General features: G+C 47.7%; 26 protein-coding genes. 16 read left to right on the forward strand and 10 right to left on the reverse strand.

Going from position 1 to position 24,837, the window contains the following annotated elements; translation table 11 throughout:
• The first annotated feature begins 97 nt into the window (after window positions 1-97).
• Complete coding sequence (locus QUA04_RS12670; protein ID WP_333257512.1) at window positions 98-895, forward strand: calcium-binding protein; 798 nt, start codon at window positions 98-100, stop codon at window positions 893-895.
• 45 nt (window positions 896-940) lie between these two features.
• Window positions 941-1,492 (forward strand): GUN4 domain-containing protein, encoded by a 552-nt coding sequence (locus QUA04_RS12675; protein ID WP_333257514.1) that lies wholly within the window; start codon window positions 941-943, stop codon window positions 1,490-1,492.
• Between the two features lie 112 nt (window positions 1,493-1,604).
• Here the strand turns inward: QUA04_RS12675 and QUA04_RS12680 are convergent, their stop codons facing one another.
• The gene (locus QUA04_RS12680) at window positions 1,605-3,677 is read right to left on the reverse strand and encodes a serine/threonine-protein kinase (RefSeq protein WP_333257517.1); all 2,073 of its coding nucleotides are present in this window, start codon (window positions 3,675-3,677) and stop codon (window positions 1,605-1,607) included.
• A gap of 1,138 nt (window positions 3,678-4,815) precedes the next feature.
• Window positions 4,816-5,937: a calcium/proton exchanger gene (gene cax / locus QUA04_RS12685; RefSeq protein WP_333257521.1), complete on the reverse strand. Its 1,122-nt coding sequence runs from the start codon at window positions 5,935-5,937 to the stop codon at window positions 4,816-4,818.
• A gap of 181 nt (window positions 5,938-6,118) precedes the next feature.
• Here cax and QUA04_RS12690 point away from each other — a divergent pair, with 181 nt between their 5' ends.
• The 11 genes from QUA04_RS12690 (at window position 6,119) to QUA04_RS12740 (ending at window position 14,580) form a co-directional block, all read left to right on the forward strand.
• Window positions 6,119-6,667, forward strand: a complete 549-nt coding sequence (locus QUA04_RS12690) for a GNAT family N-acetyltransferase (protein ID WP_333257523.1) — start codon at window positions 6,119-6,121, stop codon at window positions 6,665-6,667.
• Window positions 6,668-6,748: 81 nt separating this feature from the next.
• Window positions 6,749-7,291: a GrpB family protein gene (locus QUA04_RS12695; protein ID WP_333257525.1), complete on the forward strand. Its 543-nt coding sequence runs from the start codon at window positions 6,749-6,751 to the stop codon at window positions 7,289-7,291.
• A 64-nt stretch (window positions 7,292-7,355) separates the two neighbouring features.
• Entirely contained in the window at window positions 7,356-7,775 is a 420-nt protein-coding gene (locus QUA04_RS12700; protein WP_333257528.1) for a VOC family protein, read from the forward strand.
• Between the two features lie 77 nt (window positions 7,776-7,852).
• Window positions 7,853-8,647 (forward strand): SDR family oxidoreductase, encoded by a 795-nt coding sequence (locus QUA04_RS12705; RefSeq protein ID WP_333257531.1) that lies wholly within the window; start codon window positions 7,853-7,855, stop codon window positions 8,645-8,647.
• A gap of 283 nt (window positions 8,648-8,930) precedes the next feature.
• Window positions 8,931-9,206 (forward strand): hypothetical protein, encoded by a 276-nt coding sequence (locus QUA04_RS12710; protein WP_333257534.1) that lies wholly within the window; start codon window positions 8,931-8,933, stop codon window positions 9,204-9,206.
• On the forward strand, window positions 9,203-10,417 hold the full coding sequence (locus QUA04_RS12715) for a divalent metal cation transporter (protein WP_333257535.1): 1,215 nt from the start codon (window positions 9,203-9,205) through the stop codon (window positions 10,415-10,417). Before QUA04_RS12710 ends, QUA04_RS12715 begins: the two co-directional genes overlap by 4 nt.
• A 1-nt stretch (window position 10,418) precedes the next feature.
• The gene (locus QUA04_RS12720; protein ID WP_333257539.1) at window positions 10,419-10,778 is read left to right on the forward strand and encodes a hypothetical protein; all 360 of its coding nucleotides are present in this window, start codon (window positions 10,419-10,421) and stop codon (window positions 10,776-10,778) included.
• The gene (locus tag QUA04_RS12725) at window positions 10,778-11,119 is read left to right on the forward strand and encodes a hypothetical protein (RefSeq protein WP_333257541.1); all 342 of its coding nucleotides are present in this window, start codon (window positions 10,778-10,780) and stop codon (window positions 11,117-11,119) included. The genes QUA04_RS12720 and QUA04_RS12725 overlap by 1 nt, the downstream gene beginning before the upstream one ends.
• Before the next feature lie 537 nt (window positions 11,120-11,656).
• Window positions 11,657-12,856 (forward strand): FAD-dependent monooxygenase, encoded by a 1,200-nt coding sequence (locus QUA04_RS12730; RefSeq protein WP_333257544.1) that lies wholly within the window; start codon window positions 11,657-11,659, stop codon window positions 12,854-12,856.
• A 32-nt stretch (window positions 12,857-12,888) separates the two neighbouring features.
• On the forward strand, window positions 12,889-13,710 hold the full coding sequence (locus QUA04_RS12735) for an alpha/beta hydrolase (protein ID WP_333257546.1): 822 nt from the start codon (window positions 12,889-12,891) through the stop codon (window positions 13,708-13,710).
• Window positions 13,711-14,115: 405 nt separating this feature from the next.
• Complete coding sequence (locus QUA04_RS12740; protein WP_333257549.1) at window positions 14,116-14,580, forward strand: GNAT family N-acetyltransferase; 465 nt, start codon at window positions 14,116-14,118, stop codon at window positions 14,578-14,580.
• Between the two features lie 3 nt (window positions 14,581-14,583).
• Here the strand turns inward: QUA04_RS12740 and QUA04_RS12745 are convergent, their stop codons facing one another.
• The 5 genes from QUA04_RS12745 to QUA04_RS12765 form a co-directional block, all read right to left on the reverse strand.
• The gene (locus tag QUA04_RS12745; protein WP_333257552.1) at window positions 14,584-15,132 is read right to left on the reverse strand and encodes a hypothetical protein; all 549 of its coding nucleotides are present in this window, start codon (window positions 15,130-15,132) and stop codon (window positions 14,584-14,586) included.
• Window positions 15,129-15,626, reverse strand: a complete 498-nt coding sequence (locus QUA04_RS12750) for a DUF4365 domain-containing protein (RefSeq protein WP_333257555.1) — start codon at window positions 15,624-15,626, stop codon at window positions 15,129-15,131. The genes QUA04_RS12745 and QUA04_RS12750 overlap by 4 nt, the downstream gene beginning before the upstream one ends.
• Window positions 15,627-15,668: 42 nt before the next feature.
• On the reverse strand, window positions 15,669-17,306 hold the full coding sequence (locus QUA04_RS12755) for a hypothetical protein (RefSeq protein WP_333257558.1): 1,638 nt from the start codon (window positions 17,304-17,306) through the stop codon (window positions 15,669-15,671).
• Between the two features lie 111 nt (window positions 17,307-17,417).
• Entirely contained in the window at window positions 17,418-17,561 is a 144-nt protein-coding gene (locus QUA04_RS12760) for a DUF1016 N-terminal domain-containing protein (protein ID WP_333257561.1), read from the reverse strand.
• 18 nt (window positions 17,562-17,579) lie between these two features.
• Window positions 17,580-17,720, reverse strand: coding sequence for a hypothetical protein (locus QUA04_RS12765; RefSeq protein WP_333257564.1), 141 nt, complete (start codon window positions 17,718-17,720; stop codon window positions 17,580-17,582).
• A gap of 563 nt (window positions 17,721-18,283) precedes the next feature.
• Here QUA04_RS12765 and QUA04_RS12770 point away from each other — a divergent pair.
• From QUA04_RS12770 to QUA04_RS12780, 3 genes are all read left to right on the forward strand, one after another.
• Window positions 18,284-21,055 (forward strand): DUF3536 domain-containing protein, encoded by a 2,772-nt coding sequence (locus tag QUA04_RS12770; RefSeq protein WP_333257567.1) that lies wholly within the window; start codon window positions 18,284-18,286, stop codon window positions 21,053-21,055.
• A gap of 317 nt (window positions 21,056-21,372) precedes the next feature.
• Window positions 21,373-22,293: a cyclase family protein gene (locus QUA04_RS12775; protein WP_333257570.1), complete on the forward strand. Its 921-nt coding sequence runs from the start codon at window positions 21,373-21,375 to the stop codon at window positions 22,291-22,293.
• A gap of 301 nt (window positions 22,294-22,594) precedes the next feature.
• Entirely contained in the window at window positions 22,595-22,828 is a 234-nt protein-coding gene (locus QUA04_RS12780; RefSeq protein WP_333257573.1) for a ferredoxin-thioredoxin reductase variable chain, read from the forward strand.
• Window positions 22,829-23,119: 291 nt separating this feature from the next.
• On the opposite strand, the gene QUA04_RS12785 is transcribed toward QUA04_RS12780, so the two are convergent.
• From QUA04_RS12785 to QUA04_RS12795, 3 genes are all read right to left on the reverse strand, one after another.
• Window positions 23,120-23,353, reverse strand: a complete 234-nt coding sequence (locus QUA04_RS12785; RefSeq protein ID WP_242722513.1) for a hypothetical protein — start codon at window positions 23,351-23,353, stop codon at window positions 23,120-23,122.
• A 148-nt stretch (window positions 23,354-23,501) separates the two neighbouring features.
• Window positions 23,502-24,296: a YdcF family protein gene (locus QUA04_RS12790; protein ID WP_333257576.1), complete on the reverse strand. Its 795-nt coding sequence runs from the start codon at window positions 24,294-24,296 to the stop codon at window positions 23,502-23,504.
• A 181-nt stretch (window positions 24,297-24,477) separates the two neighbouring features.
• Window positions 24,478-24,804 (reverse strand): hypothetical protein, encoded by a 327-nt coding sequence (locus QUA04_RS12795; RefSeq protein WP_333257578.1) that lies wholly within the window; start codon window positions 24,802-24,804, stop codon window positions 24,478-24,480.
• Between the last annotated feature and the right edge of the window lie 33 nt (window positions 24,805-24,837).

Raw genomic sequence — 24,837 nt, forward strand, 5'->3', positions numbered from 1 at the left:
ATCTCTTGTTTCATCTGTCGAAAGAATTCTTAAAGAATTTGGAGATAATTATGTAATTAATTTTGCTTAACTACTTAACAGTAGCGGAGACATCTTCGTGCGGGACACGCTCACCAATACCACCTCCCGCGTCTCAGTAGATTCAGCAGGCAATCAGAGGAACTTTCGCTCCGACAACCCCTCCATCTCAGCCGACGGGCGGTTTGTGGCGTTTGAATCTGGTGTCTTCAACATAGTGGGTACCAAGAGCTTCGACATCTTCGTGCGGGACACGCTCACCAATACCACCACCAACGTCTCTCTAGACTCAGCAGGCTATCCGGAGGAGGGAGGTAATCCCTCCATCTCAGCCGACGGGCGGTTTGTGGCGTTTTATGCATCTCCCTACTACGTAGTGCCGGGGGATACTAACAATACAGACGACATTTTTGTTGTTGACACCAGCAGCACTCCAAAGGTCATCAACGGCACTCCAGGCAACGACAACCAGACTGGCACCAGTGGCAACGATATCATCAACGGTTCCGAAGGTGATGACGTGCTGATCGGTTTGCGCGGTAATGATTTCTTAAATGGCGGCGACGGCAACGATATCCTCAGCGGAGGCAAAGGTTTTGACACCCTCAACGGCGGTTTGGGAAACGATATTCTAGTCGGCGGCGCGGGCAATGATGTATTTGTTTTAGGTGCGGGATTGGGAGTTGATACAATCTCTGATTTCACCTACTTTCAAGATACCATTCAATTAATCAATGGCTTGACCTTCGGACAGCTATCAATTTCTCCGGGAACGGACGGCACATTAATTAGAGTAGCCAGCAGCGGTGAAGTTTTAGCTTCTTTGACAGGCGTTGATCCCAATCTCATCGGCTCTGAAGATTTCTTCTCGGTCTAGAGATGGTAAACTGATTACTTGTTAAACCACTTTTACTCAGGGAACATGATTAAACTTCGCCAAAAATCACTCGCATTAATATGCACATTTGTGGCAGTTTGGCAACCAGCATTTACCGCTCATTCACAAGAAAGCAACAGCGAATTTAGCAAACTTCAATCCTTATTAGAAGCCAAAAAATGGTACGAAGCAGATCAAGAAACAGTCTCTCTGATCCGCAACAACCCCGCCAATCTGTCTTGTCCGAACCTCCGGGCGATCGATCGGCTGTGGATGCAATCGAGCAATGGCAAATATGGATTGACTCCACAGTTAGAGATTTGGCAGAAAGTGGGCGGTTCTAGCTGTCGAACTTGCGAAGGTCAAATTCAAGAATTTAGCAAGCAAGTAGGATGGAACATGAGATCCCAAGTAAGTCCTATACCAGGGGAGTTTCCAGCCCAGTATCCAACTGTTGCTTCCTTAAGTTGGCAAAGTTATGTGGACAGCGATAAAAGCATAACTAGGTACAGTCTCTTTGCTGGCGGGCAGACATGGCAAGCGTGGAGGGTTACAGAATTTAACCTGTTTTCTACTTTTGCCAATTGTGGCAAGTAACAGTTGTAGGGCGGGCAATCCCCAGACTTCCACGTCGGAGTCGGGGTTGGATTTCTCGATCGCCTCGACTCTTCAATCTCAAATTTAAAATCTAAAATCTAAAATAGTAGGACTATGGCATTTGCCAAATCTTAATAGTGCGATCGGGACTGCCGGTCACAAAAGTCTTGCTATCTCTGGAAATAGCAACACAACTCACAAACTGAGTGTGACCAGAAAGAGTGCTTCTTTCTTTTCCCGTCTTCAAATCCCAAACTATAATATCTTCGCCCCCGCTGATCAAAGTGCGGCTGTCCGGGCTAAAGGCGATCGTCCTCACCCAGCTCGAATGCCCTTTAAAAGTGCGGGTGCGCTTCCCGTCTTGCACGTTCGACAAACGGATCGTATTGTCCATGCTAGCACTAGCCACAATTTGCCCGTTCGGGCTAAAAGCCACAGCAGTAACCGGGCCCCCGTGACCTGTGATAATTCTTCTGACTTCTCCGGTGCCGAGATTCCACAAACGCACAGTCTTGTCCTGGCTGCCGCTAGCGAGAGTTTTACCATCCCTGCTAAAAGCGATCGCGTTTACTCCTCCGGCGTGGCCGCTCAAAGTTCGCAACCTGCTGCCGGTTCTGACATTCCACAAGCGAATAGTTTTGTCATCGCTGCCGCTAGCCAGAGTTTGACCGTCCCTGCTAAAAGCGATCGCGTTGACGGCGGCTTTGTGCGCGGGAATCGTCCGCATCCGTCGCCCCGTCTTCAAATCCCAGAGAATCACATTCTTGTCGCCGCCGCCGCTGGCCAAAATCGAGCCGTCCGGACTCACCGCCACGGTATTGACCGATTTTTTAGAATGCACCAAATCGAGAGGCGGCACCCGGAGGCGTTCCGTCCTCACATTCCAAATTCTAATCGTCCCAAGGCTTGCGCTCACCAAAGTTTTACCGTCCGGGGACAGGGCGATCGCATTTACACTCTCCAAATTATCCAACTTTCCTTGCAAAAAATGAGTGCTAGGTAAAGTAGAAAGCAGCCACACCGGGTTTGCCGGAAACTCCCCGTAACGCAGCGAACCGTAAATTTGAGACACGCCAATACTCACCATCAAAACAGCCGTGCCCGCCAGCAACTTCTTTTTCCAATCAAAAACATCTTTATCGGTCTTGTTCAATCCCGAATCCAGAGGTCTGAGGCGGTTTATGGAACTCTGCTTCTTCGCCCCAGACGGCCCGGCAGTTGCGCGAATTTTAGTTTGCCCCGTCGTCGGCAACTGAGTGGGCAACTGAGTTTCCCCGCCGTCGAGATTAATTTCCTCCAAGCACTGCAAAACCATCTGCGGACTTTGAGGTCGATTTCCCGGAAAAGGCGCCATCAGGTAATCGATCACATTAGCCAGCGGGTCGGAAACCTGAGGAGCTCCTTTGCGCCACATTAATCTGCCCGTGCGCGGGTTCTCTGGAAACGCAGTCGGCGGCTTCCCAGTCAGCAAATAAACAAACGTGCGCCCCAGAGCAAAAAAATCCGACTGCGGAACAGCCTTGCCATTAGTTTGTTCCGGTGGCGTGTAGCCGGGGGAAACAATACCAGTCACATTTTGCCCCTGCCCCACCTTAGCGAAATAAGTCGCCGACACTTCCCGAGCAGTCCCGAAGTCAATCAGCACTAACTGCCCGTTTGGCTTGCACATAATATTGTGCGGCTTGATATCCCGATGGAAATAGTTGAGGCGGTGAACTTGGTCTAAAATTTCCGACAGTTGTTTGAGCCAGTTGAGAGCTTGTTCTTGACTGATGGGGCGGCCCCGATGTTTCAGCCAGTCTTGCAAATTAGCCCCAGCAATTTTCTCCATCACCAGACAGTGAAAAGACTCTGTGCTGTGAGCGGGCGTAAATGTAAAATAACCGTCGCGATCGACTTTTGGAATACCTGGATGTCTTAGCCTGACCAACACGTCGGCTTCTTGCTTAAACAGTTCTACAGCTTTGGGATGTTCTTTGAGCAGGACTTTGAGCACTCTTCGGGCGCCGTTGTCGTCCACTTCAAATGTTCTGCCAAAGCCACCGCCTCCGAGAGGCGCGACTAGCCGATATCGACCTTGCAACAAAAGTTCAGACCCGCAGTGGATACACGCGGATTTACCAGAGTTGGCTGGATCGGAGGGATTCGGGCATTTGGGATTGAGGCAATAACTCACAGAAGCCACATAACCCTGATTGAGGTTGCTCTATCAAGTTTTACTTTGACACTGCTATACAAAACTTGGCTAAACTTATCTAAGCTTCACCATTCAACTAGAAGTATTTTCTAGAGGGTCTGATTCCTGCTTCTGCCAAGAGAGTCGGCTCTTACTTGTCCACAGGCGTAAATTCGGGTGGAGCAGCACCCTATTTTTGAAGTCTCTACAACTATTTATTATTGTGGAAGCTTTTAGCCATTCTTTAACCATTATTTTCAACCAATTTAACGAATCGTGGTATCCCGTTCGACCTTTTTATAGGCTGGTCAGTTTTAAATCGACCGTCGTTTACTCTTCCAGAAAATTTTTCCTGCAGATTTTGGGCATTATTCTGAGAATGTTGCACAAAAGTGCGTCTCTGTCAATAGGCTTGTCATAAGTAGCTCGGAGGAAGTTTAATCAAGTATTAAGCGATTAGATTAACCTCTGTGCACTCTTGGTTAGTGAGATTTTTGATTCAGCTTGCGTTACTTGCCTTGACAAGATTACTCAAGCCAAATTAGAGGTGTCTTCTCTAAAATCGTTAATTCCGGTATGGCATACCGTATTTGATTAGTCCTCTTTATCTAGTTCGGTTTTTGTTCAAATACGAGTTTTCCTAGACGGCAACACCGTGTTTGTGGGACGACGTACTCAACAATAAGAGTACGAGGTTTTACGTTGTCTAGTTAGACTCAATTTTCAACTTATGACGATCGTAGCACACCTAGTAAAAGACTCATGAGCACCCTTGATTGAAATCTTCCAACGTCTCTGAAGTCGAGGGAGGCTTGAGTCTTGATTGACTTCAGCATCCCGTGTTTTTGTATAACCGATGGCACTGCGGTCTAACGATCGGGTTGAGGGCAAAGGTTTTGTTGTTTGTCACAGCCGATCGAGGTCACAAATCCCTGATGACAGCAGATAATCTACAAAAAGACTATAACTAATTAACGAGAGACCACCCAGATTTCAATTGTACGATCGCAACCACCACTCTCGAAGAAATAAGTGAGAGTGGGCGAGGGGGAGAGTGGGAGAGTGGGAGAGTCCGCGAGTGGGAAAACCCGCCTTCTGCTGAATGCCTTCTTCCCTCTTCCCTCTTGCTTCCCGATAAGAAAGCCTTTTAAACAAGTCCCTCAATTACCGGATGAAAGTAGAACGCCAGCGCCAAAACCGTATAAGCTGCCAACAGCAAAGTACCTTCTAGCCAGTTAGAGTTGCCGTCAGAACTGATAGAATTGGCGATCAGCACCGACACCGCAACCGCTACAAGTTCAAACGGGTTGAAATTCAAGTCCATCGGTTTGCCCAAGACAAAACCTGCCAAAACCAACACAGGCGCAACAAACAAAGCAATTTGCAAACTCGAACCCACGGCCACAGAAACCGACAAATCCATTTTATTTTTCATCGCCACCGTCACCGCCGTCGTATGTTCGGCAGCATTACCAATAATCGGTACTAAAATCACCCCGGTAAATAGTGATGTCAGTCCCAAACGCGCCGTCGCTTCTTCGAGACTACCCACCAGCAGTTCTGACTCGACAGCTACCATCAGGGTACAGGCCAACAGCACCGCAATCCACAGCGGCAGATTGACTTTGTGGTCTGGACTGTCTGGTGCTAAGTTACTTTCGGCTAATTCTTCGAGCATCTCTATTTCTGCCACGCCTGCATCGTACAGATAACTGTGGGTTTTCATCGAAAACAGCAGCGTCAGCACGTAGACGACAATCAGGACTATAGCAACAGCGCTAGAGAGATTCTGCATAGTTTCCGCAGGGATGCCCGTAGAGGTGGCATTAACTGCAGTCGGCACCAAAATGGCAATCACGGCTAAGTTCATCGCTGAAGCGTTCAATCGGGCTACTATCGGTTGAAATTCTTGTTCTTTGTAGCGCAAGCCGCCCAGCAGCATCGCAAATCCCATCACCAGCAGCAGGTTGCTCATAATTGAACCGGTGATGCTGGCCTTGACAACATCTATTAGTCCGGCGTTGAGGGCGACGATGCCGATAATCAGTTCCGTGGCATTTCCGAAGGTAGCGTTCAGCAAACCCCCCAAGTTGGCACCGAGGACGACGGCGATTTCTTCGGTGGCCGTCCCCATCCAGGCGGCTAGAGGGACGATGGCTAAAGCCGAGGTGATGAAGATTGTGGAGGATTCCCAGCCGAGAAAGTGTCCGGCGATAGAAACCGGGATAAATAACAGCAGACTGGAAATTATTGTATTTGTGTTTAGCATTTAGATTCTCAAAAGCTGCCAACCGTCAATCATATAGCCTGCCATACAGTTTAAGAATGGGGGAGGGTTCGATATTTGGGTGTTTGCTTAAAGCTGGGGGTGGAGGATCGGGCGATCGCTGTATTGCGGCTTTCACGGATGTGACAAACTAAGATAGCGATTTGTTTAGCCGATCGGTTCAATGGATTTTTGTATTCGATTAGCTTCCTTAGAAGACATTCCTAAGCTGACAACTTTAATTCCTAATTCTGCTAGAGCTTTGCAAGCAGGCTACTATAGTTCAGAGCAGATTGAAGGCGCACTGGGCACAGTTTTTGGGGTTGATAGTCAACTGATTCTAGACCAAACCTACTTTGTTGCTGAGAACAATCACCAAATTGTTGGTTGCGGTGGTTGGAGTAAGCGTAAAATGCTTTATGGAGGTGATTCAGGCAAAAATAATCCAGAAGACAGCCTGCTCAACCCAGACAGCGACTCGGCAAAGATTCGTGCATTCTTTGTTCATCCAGCATGGGCACGCCGAAGAATTGGAAGTCAGATTATGCGAGTATGCGAACTGGCTGCTGATCGTGCTGGATTTAAGCAAGTTGAGATGATTGCGACGCTGGCGGGAGAGCCATTTTACACAAAATTTGACTATCAGGTGATTGAGCGGTTTGAAATTTCTCTCCCAAACAGTCAGTTTCTCCCCGTTGTCCGTATGTTTAAGAGCTTTGGGCGCCGCCCGTAAAATATGAGGCATAATAAAATCTGTTTCGGTTAAATGCGATCGTAAATCAATGAAATAAAAAAAAGCAAATAATTATCAGCCATGTCAATAAAAGTAGATTTTTTCAAAGTAGAAGTCGTCCCGCACGATCCAAATTGGCGCAGCGCCTTTGAAACTGAGTCGAAACTGATTGCACTTGCACTTGGGAAAAATAATGTGGTTGCTATACATCACATTGGTAGCACAGCCATTCCACAAATTCATGCAAAACCGATCGTCGATATGTTAGTTGAGGTTAAAGATATTCTTAAAATTGATACACATAGTTCTGAAATGGAGGCATTAGGTTATCAAGCGATGGGTGAGTTTGGGATATCGGGTCGTCGTTTTTTTCGCAAGGGTAATGAAGCAGGGATTAGAACCCACCACATTCACAGTTTTGAAGTTGGTTCACCGCAGATAGAGCGCCACTTAGCGTTTCGAGATTATATGATTACCCATTATGAAGCCGCCCAGGAATACAGCGAACTCAAGAGAAAACTTGCCAAAAAATACCCTGATAATATTCAGGGGTACATGGACGGAAAAGATGGGTTCATTAAAGAAATCGATCTGAAAGCGGCAAAGTGGCGAGCATCTCATTAAAATTATGATATTGGAAGTGGCAATTCTTGAGGTTAAGCTTAATATGACTGGAGCAACATAACATATGAGTGATATCGGTCTCACACACATCGCACTGCCCGTTTCTGATGTCGATCGCACTCTCGAATTCTACTCCAAGTATGCTGGAATGGAGGTCGTTCACCGCCGCATCGATGCAGAAGCAGGTGTTGCTGTGGTCTGGCTTTCTGACCGCACTCGCCCTTTTGTAATTGTGCTCATTCAAACAGAGTCCGTACATCCCGTTCTGTCTCCCTTTGCACACCTCGGAGTAGGTTGCAAAAGCCGCGAATACATGGACGAACTCTGCGACAAAGCACGTCAAGAAGGCGTATTGCTTGAAGAACCAAAAGATGCTGGATATCCGATCGGCTACTGGGCTTTTTTGCGAGACCCGGACGGTCACACGCTGGAACTATCCTACGGGCAAGAAATCGGATTTACAGTGGATAAAACACAAAATTAAGCCAAGGAATAGAATTCGTGGCTACAAAAACAAAGTCCGCCTCTGCGGACTAAAATACTTTTTGGAGGACAAGAAAAATGGAATTAAAACTATCTGGTAAAGTGGCATTGGTAAGTGGCTCAACGGCAGGAATTGGCTTGGCAATTGCCACCGAACTAGCCAAAGAAGATGCAACTGTCATCGTTAACGGACGGACTGAAGAGCGGGTAAAAAGGGCGATCGACCAAATCAAAGAAATTGCTCCCGATGCCAAACTTCAAGGTGTCGCTGCCGATTTGGGAACGGCAACCGGAGCCGAGGAATTATTTCAGCAAGTCCCGGAAGTTGATATTCTGGTAAACAATCTAGGAATTTATGGCGCTAAAGCATTTGAGGATATTTCCGATCGCGAATGGATGAATATTCTCGAAGTAAACGTCATGAGCGGGGTGCGGCTGGCTCGAAAATATTTGCCATTAATGCTGACAAAAAATTGGGGGCGGATTATTTTCATCTCTAGCGAATCGGCGCTCAACATTCCAGCAGAAATGATTCACTACGGAGTTACGAAAACGGCGCAGCTTTCCCTCGCGCGCGGTTTGGCAGAGACTACTGTTGGCACCAATGTGACGGTTAATTCTGTGCTGCCGGGGCCGACGCGATCGGAAGGAGTAGAAGATTTTATTCAAGGATTTGCAGAAAACCAAAAGGTGACTCGCGAACAAGTGGAGAAAGAGTTCTTTGAAAAGACTCGCCCTTCTTCGCTGATTCAGCGTTTTGCCGAGACTTCGGAGGTGGCTGCACTTGTCGCATTTATTGCCAGTCCGGTATCATCTGCTATTAACGGGGCTGCCTTGCGAGTCGATGGCGGTGTTGTGCGATCGATCGTTTAGCCCGATTTGTAAGATGGCGATCGTAAATCAGTTAAAAACACCGTCTTTTTTAGGACTAAGGTCAACCTACCTAAAGAGAGAAATCTCTCTAAGGATGCTGTTAATTGCCGATTTGAAGCAGGAAAATATTAGTAAAACTGCTTAGAGGAGTCGATCGCCACCCATGAAAAAAGCTTTACTCGCCAGTCTGCTGCTGGTGCTAGCTGGCTGCAGTCCGTCGTCCTCCCACGATAAGTTCGTCAAAACGTTGAAAACGGTTCAATCTTGGACAGCGACCGCTCGTATGGTGGGAGAGACTTGGCAACAGGGTAGCATTCCCGACCTCTACGCTCAACAGACCTTGGAAAAGAGCCAGCAGGAAATTGCCAAGGAAACCAAAGATTTGACTGACCCTCCTACTTTGCCAAGACAGATATACCAGTTACAGCAAACGCTTCAGCAGATGACAACGGCTGTGAAGCAGCACCGCAAAGCGGAGATCGCCACACCTCTGGTGCAGCTTGCAACTGAACAACAGCAGCTTGAAGCATTGCTCAAAGCCCAGGGAGACCGGTCGTGAACAAGATTCGGGAAATTGCCTTGGGTATTGTCACCAGTATTGGTGGCTTCCTAGATGTGGGAGCGATCGCCACAGCCGCCGAAGCAGGCTCTAGCTTCGAGTTCCACTTGATTTGGACGATCGTTCTAGGGACGATTTGTGTCATCGCTTTAGTCGAAATGTCAGGTCGCCTTGCGGCAGTCAGCAAACACACTTTGGCAGATGCCGTTCGCGAACGATTGGGCTTCAATTTCTTCATATTCCCGTTGATTGCCGAGGTCATCGTCGATTTTTTAGTGCTGGGTGCTGAAATTGGCGGCGTCTGTATTGCGCTGCAACTCGTAACAGGCATTAGCTTTCAATGGTGGGCGCTACCCGTTGCCTTTGCAATCTGGCTGTTGCTTTGGAAGGGAAATTTTAGCTTGATTGAAAACGGCATTTCCTTCCTAGGACTGATTACACTGGCATTTGTGGTGGCAACCTTCAAGCTTCGTCCAGCATTACCTGCGGTTGCTGAAGGACTTTTGCCAACCGTACCCCAACAAGACACCGCCCATTATCTGTTTATTGCTGTCAGCATCCTCGGCGCATTAATTAGTCCGTATTTGTTTTACTTCTACTCCTCGGGTGCGGTTGAAGATAAATGGGATAAATCGCATCTCGGTGTAAATCGTGCAGTTGCTGGGCTAGGCATGGGGTTTGGTAGCGTCGTCTCGCTGGGAGTGCTGATTGTGGCGGCACAGGTATTGCACCCGCGAGGAATTCAAGTAGACAGCTACGAACAAGCAGCTTTGATGTTGACCCAACCTTTCGGATATTGGGGATTTGTGCTGTTTGCTGCATCGCTGGGCATTGCTTGTTTTGGAGCGGCTTTGGAAGTTAGCTTAGACACGGCTTATATTCTGGCGCAGGCTTTTGGTTGGAACTGGGGTGAAAGTTTGCATCCCAAAGAGGCAGCCCGTTTCAGCTTTGTTTACACAGTGTTTGTATTTCTGGCATCACTGCTGATGGTTGTGGGAATCGATCCGTTGCAACTAACTTTATTTTCAATGGCATTGACTGCCGTAATTTTACCGGTGACGATTATCCCGTTCTTGGTCTTGATGAACGATCGCGAATATGTGGGCGACCATTGCAACGGCTGGATCAGTAACAGTATCACCATTTTCACAATGGTTCTGGCTTTTGTGCTAGCGATCGTCGCCATTCCACTAGAAGTGCTTGGAGGTTGATATGGATGTTATTCGAGATGTCCTAGATAATCAGATTGTCGATCGCAACCAACGCAAGATGGGCAAGGTCGATGGCATTATTGTAGAACTCCTAGAGGGACAGCCACCGCGACTGGCCTATCTTGAAACGGGAGTCACCACCTTAGCGCATCGAGTTCATCCCCGTTGCGCGCGTTGGGTTGCCGCGATTGCCAGCAAGTGGGGCGCTAAACAAACCGAACCGTTTCGCATTGCTTGGTCGAAGGTGCGAAACATCGGCATTGATGTGGAAGTGGATCTCGATGCCGAACAAACTCCCGCATTAGCCTACGAAGTCTGGCTGCGCGATCGCGTGATTAAACACATTCCAGGAGGAAGTTGATGGCAAGCCGCGAACTACACTTAGAACTGCTGCTCGGTAAATGCGTATTTGATTCAACGGGCAATCGCGTTGGACGCATTGAAGAGGTGCGCGCCCAGCAGCAAGGCGACGATTGGGTAATTGTAGAATATCTCGTGGGCATACCGGCGATCGTGGAGCGTTTGTCTGCCTGGAATTTAGGCGCAGGTTTGCTGCATCTTTTGGGTGCCCGCAATCTACATAAGGGATATCGTATTCCCTGGGATCAACTCGATTTATTCGATCCCGAGCATCCCCGCTTAATTTGCACGATCGCTGCGCTCAAAGAGATTTCCCAACAGTTAGAAAGAGATGCCAATTAGCCATAAATTTTTATGGTCAGTGTGGAGGCCTTGGCGATCGATTTGAGGTTCAGCCTGCAAGTTGTCGGTCACGCAGCGCTTTGAATGTTTTCTGTGGCTGGGGAGGCATCAGCCCGATCGCAAGTCATATCAATTCCCGTTACACCGGAATGATGGGGAGTGGTCCGTTGGGGAAGGGGGAATGATTGACCTTGACTTTATCATATCAATTCCGGCCTGACTGCCGGAATTGATATCAAATCCACGCTCCGAAGTCGGGCGTAAAGTCGAATCAAGCTGCCAACAAAGATAGCGCACAATTTTCCGTTTTTTGACCCCGAGTCATTAGTCATCAGCCATTAGTTATCAGTTATTAGTCAACAATCACGGACGGTGCAATCGGAATCGATATCATTTAATAAAACATTTTAGTCTAGCAAATTCGGTCTTTACCAGAATCTTTTTCAGCAGAAGTGGATGAATACTTGCGGGCAGTGCTTTATCTCTTAGGATGGAAATTAAACTGGGAAATACATTAAAAAGCAATGGGGAATGGCAATGACGCAAGTTGTAATTGTGGGATCGGGGCCAACAGGTGCGGCACTTGCGTTGCTGCTGGTGAAACGAGGTATTGCTGTTACCTTGGTTGAGGCTGCAAAAGATGCCTACCGAGTGTTTCGCGGTGAAGGGTTAATGCCTAGCGGATTGGATGCGATCGCACAAATGGGTTTATCTACTATGCTCGAAGGTGTTCCACACCGACAAATTGATGCCTGGGAGTTCGTTGTGGGCGATCGGCAACTATTTCGAGTTGATGAGCCAATGGGGTCCAATCGACCTTGTACGCTGGTATCGCAACCGCCTTTGCTAGAAACACTAATTTCAGAAGCTCAGTTGCATCCAGAGTTTGAATTTATCCCAGGTGTTCCCGTAAAAGATTTACTCTACAGCAACGATCGCATTGCGGGTGTAAAGCTAGGAGATGGGCGAGAGATTCCTGCTGCACTTGTGATTGGTACAGATGGTAGAAACTCGGTTGTACGACAGCGTGCAGAATTAGAGTTAGTAAAACAGCAGAATAGTATAGATGTTCTGTGGTTTAAACTTGCCGCTCATCCTCGGTTTGTGGCGGATAATGTATTTTATTCCATCCTGAATGGCGGTAGCGGATTTAGTGTCTTTCATGGGGCAGAATCAGGAAAACTTCATCTGGCTTGGGTGCTATCGGCAGATGACAAAACTGATTGGAAACACACAGACTGGGCGGAAACTTTCGCATCGCTATCGCCTGCGTGGATGGCCGAACATTTCCGCAACTGTGCCGATACGATCGAATCTCCGATGCGATTATCTGTTGTAGTTGGTCGCTGTCCGCGCTGGCATCGACCAGGAATCATACTTTTGGGGGATGCTGCACATCCCATGTCTCCGGTGCGCGCTCAAGGAATTAACATGGCGTTCCGCGATGTAATTGTTGCCGCCAATCACCTTGTACCTTTATTGAAAGCAGGGGCTAATTACGAGGATATTGACTTAGCATTATCGCGGATTCAGGCAGAACGGGAACCGGAAATTATTCGCGCCCAACAACTTCAAGCACAAGAAGCCTGGAAAGGCGAACAACTGCGAAAAAATGGATTATTGCGTTTATTGATGATGCAAATTGCTCCGTTTTTGGGTGAAAAAATTAAACAATTTTGGGTAAAAGGACAGTATGAATTGCGCCAAGGGGTAACGCAGGTAAAATTGGTTGTGTGAAAAGAGGAAATTCAAAGTTAGGAGAAAATTGTATGCGATCGACAACTCTCAAAGGACCGATCGGCACTATTCACATCATCGAAGCCAGCCCCCCTGTCACCGCTGCGGAATCCCAGCCACTGCCGGTAGTGTTCGTGCACGGTATGACGGTTTCTGCGAGCATCTGGGATGCCCAGCTTGCCCATGTCGCCCGTACCCGACGCGCGATCGCCCTTGATATGCGGGGACACGGTGATTCTGCACCGCCGGAGGACGGCAACTATGCGCCCGCCTCCTGTGCAGCGGATGTTTTGGCGGTACTAGATGGGCTGGGACTCGATCGAGTGGCGATTGTGGGACACAGTTTCGGTGCTTGTATTGCCCTCGCCACAGCAGCCACCGCACCGCACCGCATCGCGCAGTTGATCCTGGCAGACCCACCTGGAGATTTTACCAAGGTGCCTGCAGATGTGCACGAGGCACGCATCGTCCCCTACCAGAGGGCTCTGGAGACGGAGGATTGGCGGGCTGCTGTGGAAACCAGCTTCAACGAGGCGCTGACAGGAAGCACGGCCCAGACGCGCGATCGGGTTCTCGCTTGGTTGGCGGCGACTCCACAGGATTGTCTGTCTGGAATGTCTCGCGGGATGTTTGCCTTTGAAGCTGTTGATGCTCTCGATCGCTACCTAGCAGCCCCGGGAACACGAGCCCACGCCATTATTGCTCCCTCAAACACTTTTCCGTTCAGCCTCCACATCCTCCGTCCCACACTGACGACAACTACGATCCCCGATACTGGACACTGGCTGATGCTGGATGCGCCAGAGGCCTTTGCTAGGGAACTGGATATTTGTTTGGGAAAAGAATCGATATGAATGACCGAAAGCATCCAGGATACAAGCCCCCGGATTCATCCGTGGAGAAATAAAAAACGTGTATCCGAGAAACTTGCCCCCCCAATTTATCCGTGGGGTCAATGCTTCAATCTAAAATCTAAAATCTAAAATCTAAAATCGATTGACTCCTCGCTTGAGCAATTTGGCTTCTACTTGCAAGATGCGGAAGCTGCGTGGACTGGCAATGCCAAGAGTTCATTCGGGCTTCAAAATGTGAAATGGTCAGATGAACAGTGGCAGCAGTGCAAGATGGAATATTTTACAGAAATAAATGAAGCTTCAACCGCAGCAGGTTATTGGAACGATATCACAATGTTCTTTGTCAGAACCCATAAATCTGGTCAAGTCGATGGACTCCTTACTTAACAAATCTTTTTTCAAAGTATGCAGCATATTCACATCGCTAAAATTTTCGAGTTTGATGAGGGATTAATTATCCATTTAATTGAGGAAAGTGTGTCCCAAGGTTTTCAGTTTGTGGAAAGACTGGTTCGAGATTATCGTAATGGTTATAACTGCTTCGACAAGGTTGGTGAAGCTTTATTTATAGCGTCATCGCAGGAAAGAGCGATCGGAATTTGCGGCTTGAATCGAGATCCTTATTTCAACGATCCAAAAGTTGGACGATTGCGGCATTTGTATGTTGAGTCAGTTTGGCGGGGAAAGGGGGTGGGGCGTTTATTGGTCGATCGGCTGATTTACGAAGCCAGTCAGCATTATCAGTTATTGACGTTGCGAACAGATACGCCAGCAGCCGACAGGTTTTATCAAAAGTTGGGATTCAAGACTCAGCGCAATTGGCAGCATACGACGCATCATTTACAATTGAGCGAGATAGGCTGTGGGTGACTTTTAGTTTTGCCACAATTCATCGAGGGTTAAGTTGTGGGGGTTTTTGAGGATGAAGGCGTTGTTGTCTTTGATTAAGTCACCGCTACAGAGAATCGGTAAGCGTTCTTGATAAGCTTTAATCGCCAGGATATAATCTTTGTCTGCGAGTGAAGTTTGAATTTTCCGCAATTTGGCAACTACAAGGCCGAGGAGAGTAATTTCGCCACTTAATTTTTTGGTATTTGGGGTGTGAATTTGCATGACAATTCCCTGAATAGTCGTGTTGGGAATGCGGGTAAGTAGTTCGCTTAAAATTTCAATTTGAGGGAGATTTTCTGCGTTTTCTAGGGTTTGGATTGCCTCGCGGATGCGGGCTGCATAATCTCCCAGGTTTTCCCGATTAGGTAGCAATATTTCAAATTCTTCTGCATCTGCTGTTGGTTTGTGCCAAAGTGTGGCATTATCTAAGAAAGGTTGGTCTTCATGCCAGCCGTGAGTTTGTAAGTAATTTCTCAGTTGATTTAGCTTGATTGTTTCGAGAGTTTGGCTATCTTTTACGGTGATTTTCATGGTTGAACTCCTTGGCTAATTCTCTCCATAATTGACTGAAGGGCGGCGACTGTAAATTGGTTGGTTCTGGGGATGGGGACGGTGACAGCGTTTGTGTTTTGTGTTTTTGGCTTTCCCCGCAGGGAGATCCAATATCCGCAGCCTCTGATGCAGAGTTCTGTTTCCGACTGGGTTAACCAGTCTTCGGGTGTTTCGGGGATTAAAACGACAACTAAAATTCGGGGAATGGCGAAGTTATCCATTCTTAAGTCGTCGTAGTTTTTGAGCTTGAGGGGGTAGCGGATGGAGTTATCGTCTTGGATATCTCTTGATGTAGATTTTAACTGCAATTCTAAGCGAGGTGATCTAATGGGGCCTGTCCCGCCTTTCGCAGCTACTCCCCAGTCTACGCTGTCATCGTCTACGAAGGGTTTGTAGAGGGTATAGCCGGCAACGGTGGTGACAGCTTGCAGGTAGATGTTGCTGAATTGTTCTTTTTGTTGGTTGATGTCCACTTCAATGTTTTGGCGATTAAATCTAAACCATATATTCTTGGGTTAATACCCTAATTCGCTGGCTTGAAGATCAGCCTTTACCCAATCGACAGGCTGTGAGGTTTGATTTCTGATTATTGGCTGGTATGTACCATCATACCCAAGCATCTTAAAAACAATGCGTACCAGAATATCGTATAAATGATAAGTAATTCTTACAACATCATGTATATCGTATGTTTTTTCTTGGAAGCTAAAGTCACCCGTATGCACTGCAATTCCACGATATCTAGACATAACACTGCTCCAATGAGTCCTTCCATCAGCTCGTGGGTTACTTTGATAGTAGGCATCAATAATGTCAGCATCATGTAAACCCAAATGCTTTAGTAAGTCAGTTACAGCTAGACCGAAATCCCTGTCTATGTTGCTAGAGTTCTTCGTTCTCTCAGCAATTTTGTTAAGTAACTTGCTTTGCCCTGAATCACTTGCAGCTTGTGCCACAGAACGAATATCTTGTGCCGCAGACCTAAGTGTTTTTTTGACGAACTCCTTATAATCATCATCTAAGCCAAGAAGTAAATTTTGTGTGTCTAGCTTATAGTGCTGACATAAATAATCAAATGCTCGACAAATTTTATTTAGCTTGTCTTCAATAGTAAGGCTATGTGAACTGCTTTGAACTAGGTCAAATATTACAGAACCTAGAGGTTCTTTTCCATAAGGCGTTGAAGACTGAGCGCCGGTGAGTAAATAGCCAGTTCCCTGATTATATTGTTCCGAAATAGTAGTGTGTCCTCTTGAAAATTTTGGCTGACCGAATCTCTTATGGATGCGTCGGACAAGCCCACCATTAGCATCTCTAAATTCAATCCAAGGAATTCCTACCTCAGAACCAGTAGCAAGACTCAGTAAAGGGAGAAGACCGAATGGTAGCCAGTTCGTCAATTTATCTATGTCAATGGATTCAGAGCCAACTTCCCCAACCATTACCGCTGTGATTGTACGTTGCACCTGACCCGAGTACAGCTTTTTTTTACGTTCCTTAAAATCAAGCAATTTTTGAATAAATCCCTTAGTTCCTTTGAAATCAAAGACAATTAAACGATGAATATTGAAAAAAAGCTTCCTGAATAATGGTGTCCATGTAGTATTCTCTGCATCGTCAAGCCTGGGAAGAATACGCAGGGGATGGCAATCAAGCTGTGAATTTAGCTGAGTAAAATCTGAGATTAAGTTAAATATTGGAAATACCCAATATTTAGGAATTTCAGCATTTATATTGTCAAAATATGAAGGAACCAAATAAAATTCAACTCTCGTGTTATCCCCGCCCAAAGCAATGCTAGGCTGGTAGACTATACTTCCCTGTGCGGAATAAATCCCATCGGGAGTATTGACAGTTAAACTTTTACACGGGTTGCTTCCTAAACGATTTGTAAAAGAGAAACGACCCTCTTCCTCTATGGGGGTATCTGCATTAAAAAATTCTATAAAACCAACGCGGAGGGGCTGTTCTGTATAGCAGTTGGCTACGTTCATTTCGATACTGGAGTTGCCGAATTCATCAAAGGAAACTTTAACCAATCCTTCGATATATCCTTTAGGATTTTCAAACTCAGCCCGTCCTTCTCCTTCATAGTCAATGTTGGTTAAGAACCAAGTGTTATGGACAACGTTCTTGTTTTGATTGGAACTCATATCATTACTTCTGGCATTTTTTCTCTTTGTTTAACTAGATTTTATTTAAAAAAATACTTGGTGATTTCACCTCACGAATAACTGCAAACCAGCAGGTTTTCTCCTGATTCATCAGATAGGATGAACTAACACATTTCGACTCCATCCTTGCTTGATAGTATAGCGAATGTAGCACTCGCGCTCAACAGGAGCTTTCACAGCATTCAGAATGCGGAGATTATGCCCCCAAGGAATTTCTGCAAGAGGTGCTTGCACAAGACGATCGCCAGAAACCTAGTTTTTTTCCCACTTCGCCGTCAAAAGCAGCATCTTCTCGTCCAAACCCTCCTCCTCCTCCAATGCCTCCGCCTCCGCCCCCACATACCTCTCAGGCGTTAAAATATAACACTTACCGTTTTGCTTTTTTGTTGCCATTTGACTCCGCACCAGTGTTGCATCTCTTCTGGAAAGTACATTTGCAGCAAATCAGCCCCGCCCTAACCCAACTAGCCTAACTTCTCCAGGACTTAGGTAAAAAGCACCTAAAGTATGATGCGAAACTCGGGCAATACTCTTATTCTATAAATCCATCGGGCATTAAACCGATATCCCCAACCGCCAAGATTTAGTGCCAAAAATTAAATCTTTCCGGCAAAAGTTGCTATTTAATGAATAAGACTTTACAATCCAGCAAGGTAAATGAAACTCTCAATGAGCAGTGCTGCAAGCACTAACCCGAAATGGGTCGCAAGTGCCAAAAAGCAGCAAAAGCTACATTTTTTAACTCTTTCAACAGCAAAGCATTGGCAAAAAACCCAGGGATCGACGGTTGGCATCTTGGAACGAATGCTTTGCTCGCAATACTACAAATGTATCAAAACTTGTCAGCCAAATTTAGTCCTAACAGATGCCTAGCTGTAACTCTTGCTGCGTAAGGTTTCAGTTTCTAATTAGGCTCGTTTTATTGTCTTTAACTACTTGAGTGAGGATTTGCCCGCATGGTTTCGATTTCTACAACTCAATCCGATGTGCTACCTTTGCCTTCACCAACCGTAACGGCTGCAACCCAAACCAGCGTGGCTGCAGCAACTGGGGTCTGCGTGACGGTTCACGGTCACTTTTACCAGCCACCCCGGGAAAATCCTTACCTGGACGCGATCGAACGCCAACCCAGCGCCTCTCCCGCGCACGACTGGAACGAACGCATTGACATCGAGTGCTACCGCCCGAACGCCTTTGCCCGCATACTCAACGATCGCGGCGAAGTCACGGGGATAGTCAACAACTACGAGTATATGAGCTTCAACATCGGGCCGACCCTGATGAGCTGGCTGGAACGCTACGACGCGGAAGTCTACCAGCGGATTCTGGAAGCCGATCGCAAAAGCTGTCAGCGGCTCAACGGTCACGGCAACGCGATCGCCCAAGTATACAATCACATCATCATGCCCCTCGCTAACGAGCGAGACAAATACACCCAAATTCGCTGGGGGATCGCAGATTTTCGCTCCCGATTCAATCGCGATCCCGAAGGAATGTGGCTCGCCGAAACCGCCGTAGACTACGCCACCCTCGAAGTTTTAGTCGCTGAAGGCATCCGCTTCATTGTCTTAGCCCCCTCCCAAGCCGAACGCTGCCGCCCGGTAATCGGGCAAAACCACGAAGGGGAACCAGGGCATAATTCCGAATGGCACGAAGTCGGCGGGGGTCAAATCGATCCGACTCGCCCTTACCGCTGCTATTTGAAGCCAGAAATGCGATTGATGGCTGACCACCAACTCTCGCCGCTGAGCACTCACTATTTTGGCCGCCAGCACTCCCAAAATTCCGAAGCCCCACCTGCCAACACTCCTTACATCGATATCTTTTTCTACGACGGCCCGATCTCGCGGGATATGGGCTTCAATGACGTTCTCAGCAGCAGCCACCACCTGGCCGGGCGCTTGGGTCAAGCAGTGCGGGGAGACCACCGACCGGCTCAATTAATCTGCGTGGCGACGGACGGCGAAACTTTCGGCCACCACAAACACAGTACCGAAAAATGCCTCGCCTACGCCTTCACAGAAGAGTTTCCCCGTCGAGGCTGGACGGTGACGAATTTTGCTCATTATTTAAGTCAAAATCCGAGCGTTTGGGAAGTGGAACTCAAACCCGTGACGGCCTGGAGTTGCTCTCACGGCGTCGATCGCTGGCAAGAGGATTGCGGCTGCGGTGGCGGTGGCGAGTGGAACCAAAAATGGCGCCGCCCTCTGCGGGATACTCTGAATTGGCTGCGCGATCGACTGATTCCGATTTACGAAGAAGCGGGGCGCAAGCTGTTGTCCGATCCCTGGAAGGCCAGAGATGAATATATTGAGGTTATCCGGGATCGATCGCCCACTAATGTTGATAGTTTCCTGGAACGCCATCAAGTGCGCCCCCTCGACGCCGGAGAACAGGTGGACGCCCTGCGACTGCTGGAAATGCAGCGCCACACCCTGTTAATGTTCACTAGCTGCGGCTGGTTTTTTGAAGAAATCTCGCGGCCAGAAGGCGTGCAAATTCTGCGCTACGCGGCCCGGGCGCTGGAATTGGCGGGCGAAGTTACCGGCGTCCAGCTAGAAAAGGATTTTGTTGATCGACTAGCCCTCGTACCCAGCAACGTTGACTATTTCAAAACAGGGGCCGAAGTTTACCGCAAACTTGTGGTGACAGCCCAAATTAGTCTCAGACAGGTAGCAGCCCACTACGCAATCAGTTCTCTGTTTGCCAAATATTCCCGCGAAGAGCGACTTTACTGCTATCAGGCCCAGCAGCAAGATTTCCAAATTCAGCGCATGGGCTCGATGACTCTGGCTGTGGGTCAATTGCAGTTAACCTCGGAAATTACGCGGGAAACAGAGGTTTTTGTGTTTGCTGCGTTCCACCTCGGCGGCTGGGACTTCCACTGCTGCATTCAGCCTTTTGGCAGCCGCCGGTCTTACACTATGCTCAAAGAGCGGTTGTTTGGAGTTCTGCAAGAAGCTTCGGCGGCCCACGCGATTCTGGAAATGGTCCGCCTGTTTGGGGATCAGTCCTTTAGCTTGCGGGATTTATTTGCTGAGGAACGCCACCGGATCGTGCAGTTGCTGAGTCAGGAAAATTTGACTCGGTTGGATCAGCTTTACACTCAGGTTTACCGGGAAAATTACGGGGTGATAATGGCGTTCCACCGCGACGATCTGCAGGTGCCGGTAGAGTTGCAGGTGGCTGCTGAGGTGGCTTTGGGACACCGCTGTTTGACGGCGGCGAAGGCCCTGGAACAGGAAACCGAGGACGCGGAGTCGCTGCTGGCCGAAATTGAGGCGATCGCCACTGAAAGCGGCCATCTCCGCTGTCGGTTGAACGTTCCCGAAGTCAAGCAAATTTTGGAAAGGCTGGTTTGGCGATCGCTAGAGGCGCTGCTGCAAGCAGGACCGGGCATGGAGGATCGCTCGCCTGTCAAGTTAGAAGCTGATATCCGCACGATCGAGCGTTTGATTGCGGTGGGCGATCGGCTGAGTCTGGGTTTGTGTCTGGATCGATCGCAGGAACTGTATTTCGATTCTCTGTACAGTCAAATTGTGCCTCTGTGTTTGGGCTGGCTGCAACTGCAAGATGCCTCGGAGGGCGACAGTGTGGTCGCTGCCGTTGCCTTGGGGATTGCAGGTTCCGGCGCCGGCTGGGACTTGTCTTCGATCCGGCAGTTGCTGGAGTTGGGTCAAACCTTGGCCGTTGATGTTGAGTGTTGGTTAAATCAGTTAAGTAAATAGTTTCCCGATTAGCCTGCATCAATTCCCGCCCTTGAGAATCCGCCCGATCGAGATTTAAATCTCGATCGGGCCTGCGCCGGATCGACCGAGGATCGATGGGCCCATAGGCTTCCCGGGCTCGCGGCGGGCGATCGAACCTATAGCAACCGCTTTCGTCGGTTATGGCATAAATTAGAACTACTCGCTTTTGCTGCCGAGAGTCGAATTCGCAAACACAAGGATCAGTTTGATAGCCTCAGAGATGCGACCCTTGAATGTGTTGCGCTTTCTTCCCTCCTAACCGACGAAAACGGTTGGTATAACTCGAAGAAACAGTCATGAAAAGATTTAGATTCTTAGGATTTATTGTTGTCTTTTGTGCAATCATTTCTTGGTCGATCGCCATTGCTCAGCCAATTCCTAACCCCCCACTCTGGCAAGTCTATCAACAGTCACTAAAATCAGCAAAATACGTAGACCTCACCCATACCATTACGCCAACCATCCCTGTTTGGTCGGGTTTTGGACAGCCTCAATTTTCAGCCACCACAGACCCCAAAACGGGCAAAGCTTACACCTATGCTGCCGATGGCTTTGAAGCAACACACTACGATCTGCCTACCGACCAACTGGGTACCCAACTAGATCCCCCGGCCCACTGGAATCCTGACTATCCTGCAATTGACGAGTTACCACCCACTTTTGCCGTCCGTCCGTTAGTGGTTATTCCGATTCAGGAGAAGGTGGCTCACGAGCCAAATTATTCCCTGCAAGTGCGGGATATTCTGACTTGGGAACGGCAAAACGGCAGAATTCCGGAAGGATCGGTGGTATTTGTCCGTTCAGATTGGTCGAAAGAATGGCCCAATCCTAAACTGGCAACCCTCACCGATTTTCCGGGTGTTTCGCTGGATGCTCTGAAATTTTTGCATCTAGAGCGTAAAATTCTGTTTCACGGTCATGAACCCCTAGATACCGATAGTACGCCGACGCTGGAAGGAGAAGCCTGGTTACTCAGAAATGGCTATACTCAGGCCGAGGGAGTGGCCAATCTCGATCTAGTGCCCGAAACAGGAGCCTTAGTGACGATCGGCTATCCCAAATTACAGGGGGGATTAGGCGGCTATGCCCGCTACATCGCCATTTGCCCACCCAATTGGCACTATGGCGTATCCGTGGGGCAGATCCCCGAAGCTCCGCTTGCCAAAGCAGCCAAATCCCTCCACTGGGATCGGCAACTCGGTGTACGAGTTCGGTAAAGTCTATAGCTTATTTATGTCCGCGCCCGATGTGGCGGTTGCTATACCGACAGACAACCGCTAATTTTCTTTGAGTCGGTTCTGGACGCAGGGAGACTGAAGAAACCGGGTTTTTTACCCTGACTGCGGACTACGGCGCAGGATTTTCGTAAAAACCCGGTTTCTGACCACCCGTGCGTAAGTCCTATGAGTTTTCGGTCTACTTCTGTGGGAAGATAAAAAGACTGTCGCCAAAGCGTACAGGTGTTCTACACTTGCACGCTTTGTATAGTTTGGAAGAAAGAACACTAAGTTTAAATTTATGAAAGTTGGCGATCGCGTTTGCATTAAAAACTCTGTTGTTGTCTACCACCACCCTCAAAATCGCAGTCAACCATTCGATCTTAAGGGTATGGAAGGAGAAGTCGTGGCGATCGTTCACGAATGGCACGGCCGACCTGTCAGTGCTAATTGGCCGATTCTAGTACAATTTGACAAAAAATTTCGAGCTCACCTGAAAGAGGATGAGGTCGAATTGATATCTTCGGAAGTCTAGCTTTCTCAAAAGTTGAAGCCGGAGTCCCAAGACAATATCAAATCCGGTCAGTCGATTTTAGATTTTAGATTTTAGATTTTAGATTTACTCCACAGATGAATCTGGAAGCTTGAACTAGGATCTAAAATTTTTTGATGATCGTGACTCCTGTCGGAAAGCAATTATCCGTTTTTGGGCGGGGGTCATATAACTGTTGTAGAGTTTGTAGTGAGGAGTTCATTTTTTTCTGTGGCTTTTAGTCGATCGGCGGGGCTAAAGTCCTTACTACAAACCATCTTTTTTATTTAACCCTTAATTTTTCGACCGTCCCCGGCTAAACCAACCTAAAATATTCCAATCTCCCTGCATTTTCTGCAATTCCTGCTGATGCTGCTTGGCTGTAGCGTAATACCACTGGCAGTGAAGTTCTAGTTCTTGACGGTACTTAATTTCATCGTAAAACTCGCGGACAATTTGGTGTCTCTGAAAAATTTCGGCCGCGGGAGTCGGTTCTGGGGCAATGTTTTGCAACTCGTGGGGCAGCATGATTGTTTAGGGGCGACTGTGGCTAATATTGGCTCTAATGACTTTAAGCTAGCACACTCAATCAATTTTGGATTTTGGAAGTGACTTCACGGTTGAGACTACTTGAATTCTTCAATCCAAAATCCCACATCTAAAATCTAAAATTCTGTTAAAGCCATCCCCGCAGACGATAAACGATTAAGCCGATGTATTCTTTCAAAGCTTTAGTTGACTGGTGTAACTGATAGGTATCCGGCAATAAATCCAAGGCGACTGCTTGCCAATTGCTTTGGGATGCTGCGATATCCTGCTGCGTGATCTGAAAGTCTGTTGGTGCGGCAATTGCTTTGATTCCCTGACGCTTGAAAATTAAGAGTGATCGAGTCATGTGCATCGCCGATGTCACTAGCAAAACTGGCCCTTTTATAGCTTTAGCATCTAAAATTTGCCGCACGTTGACAGCATTTTGATAGGTGTTTTGTGAATCGGCGTCTTGCAGAATTGCTGATGCGGGTACACCTATTGTTTGGGCAATTTCTGCCATGTCTGCCGATTCGGGAGGCCCGCCACCTTCCCAATCTACTCTACCGCCGCTGAGAATGAGCAGGGGAGCCTTGCCTTGCCGGTAAAGTCGGGAACCATAGATTATTCTATCGCCCGCTTCCCCTAATTCTACCCAAGGACGGGGAGGTAAAGCTGCTTTGACACCGCCACCCAAGACGATAATCGCTTCAGCTTGGGGGAGTTCGGCGGTGGGTAAGTTTTGCCATTCGAGCGATCGAACTAAGGATTTTGAAACCCAACCGCTACTTCCGAGGAGTAAAATAATTAGAGCCGCAGCAATTGGCACCGCCGCCCATTTGGGACGCTTCCAAAGTGTGATTAAAGCCGCCATCATTAACAGGCAACTCAACCCCAAAGGATAAATAAACAGCGGCAGGAGTTTCGATAGAAATAAAAACATTAAGCAAGTAATTCAAATTGCTCGTTAGCGGGAATGGGTGATTGGTAATTGACTTTCGTTAATGGCTAATCTGTAATTAGTAATTTAGGTGGCGGGAGTGGTTAATTTTTAATATTGAGTTGTGAATTATGAACTCTTTAACTTAAAGCTTACAACTCAATACTCAAAAATATTTTCGGTGCTAGCGACGATCCTCTGGTCCAGATAACCAGCCAAACAATGTAGCAGCATCCGTCCTAGAGGTTTTGCTATATTTATGGCCGTCCGTTTGCACTACTTCTTTATTGAGGATAGCATCCGAGGTTTTGTCCTTGGAATTCATATTCGGGTTGAGTAGTAATTCGTTGTGCCACCAAGCGACAATTAAACCTGCTGCCACGCCGCCGATGACACCCAGGCCGAGACTCAGGGGCAGCGTACATCCTACTAAGCGAAACCCAACGGTAAACAACACAAACCATATCAGCGCGGGGCTAAACCCCTTGGAGTCTCCAGTAAATTTTGGCATGAGCTGCAACTTTTTTTTGTAATAAAACTGAAA

The organism is Microcoleus sp. S13_C5, from assembly GCF_036700845.1.
Classification (GTDB): Bacteria; Cyanobacteriota; Cyanobacteriia; order Cyanobacteriales; family Microcoleaceae; genus Microcoleus.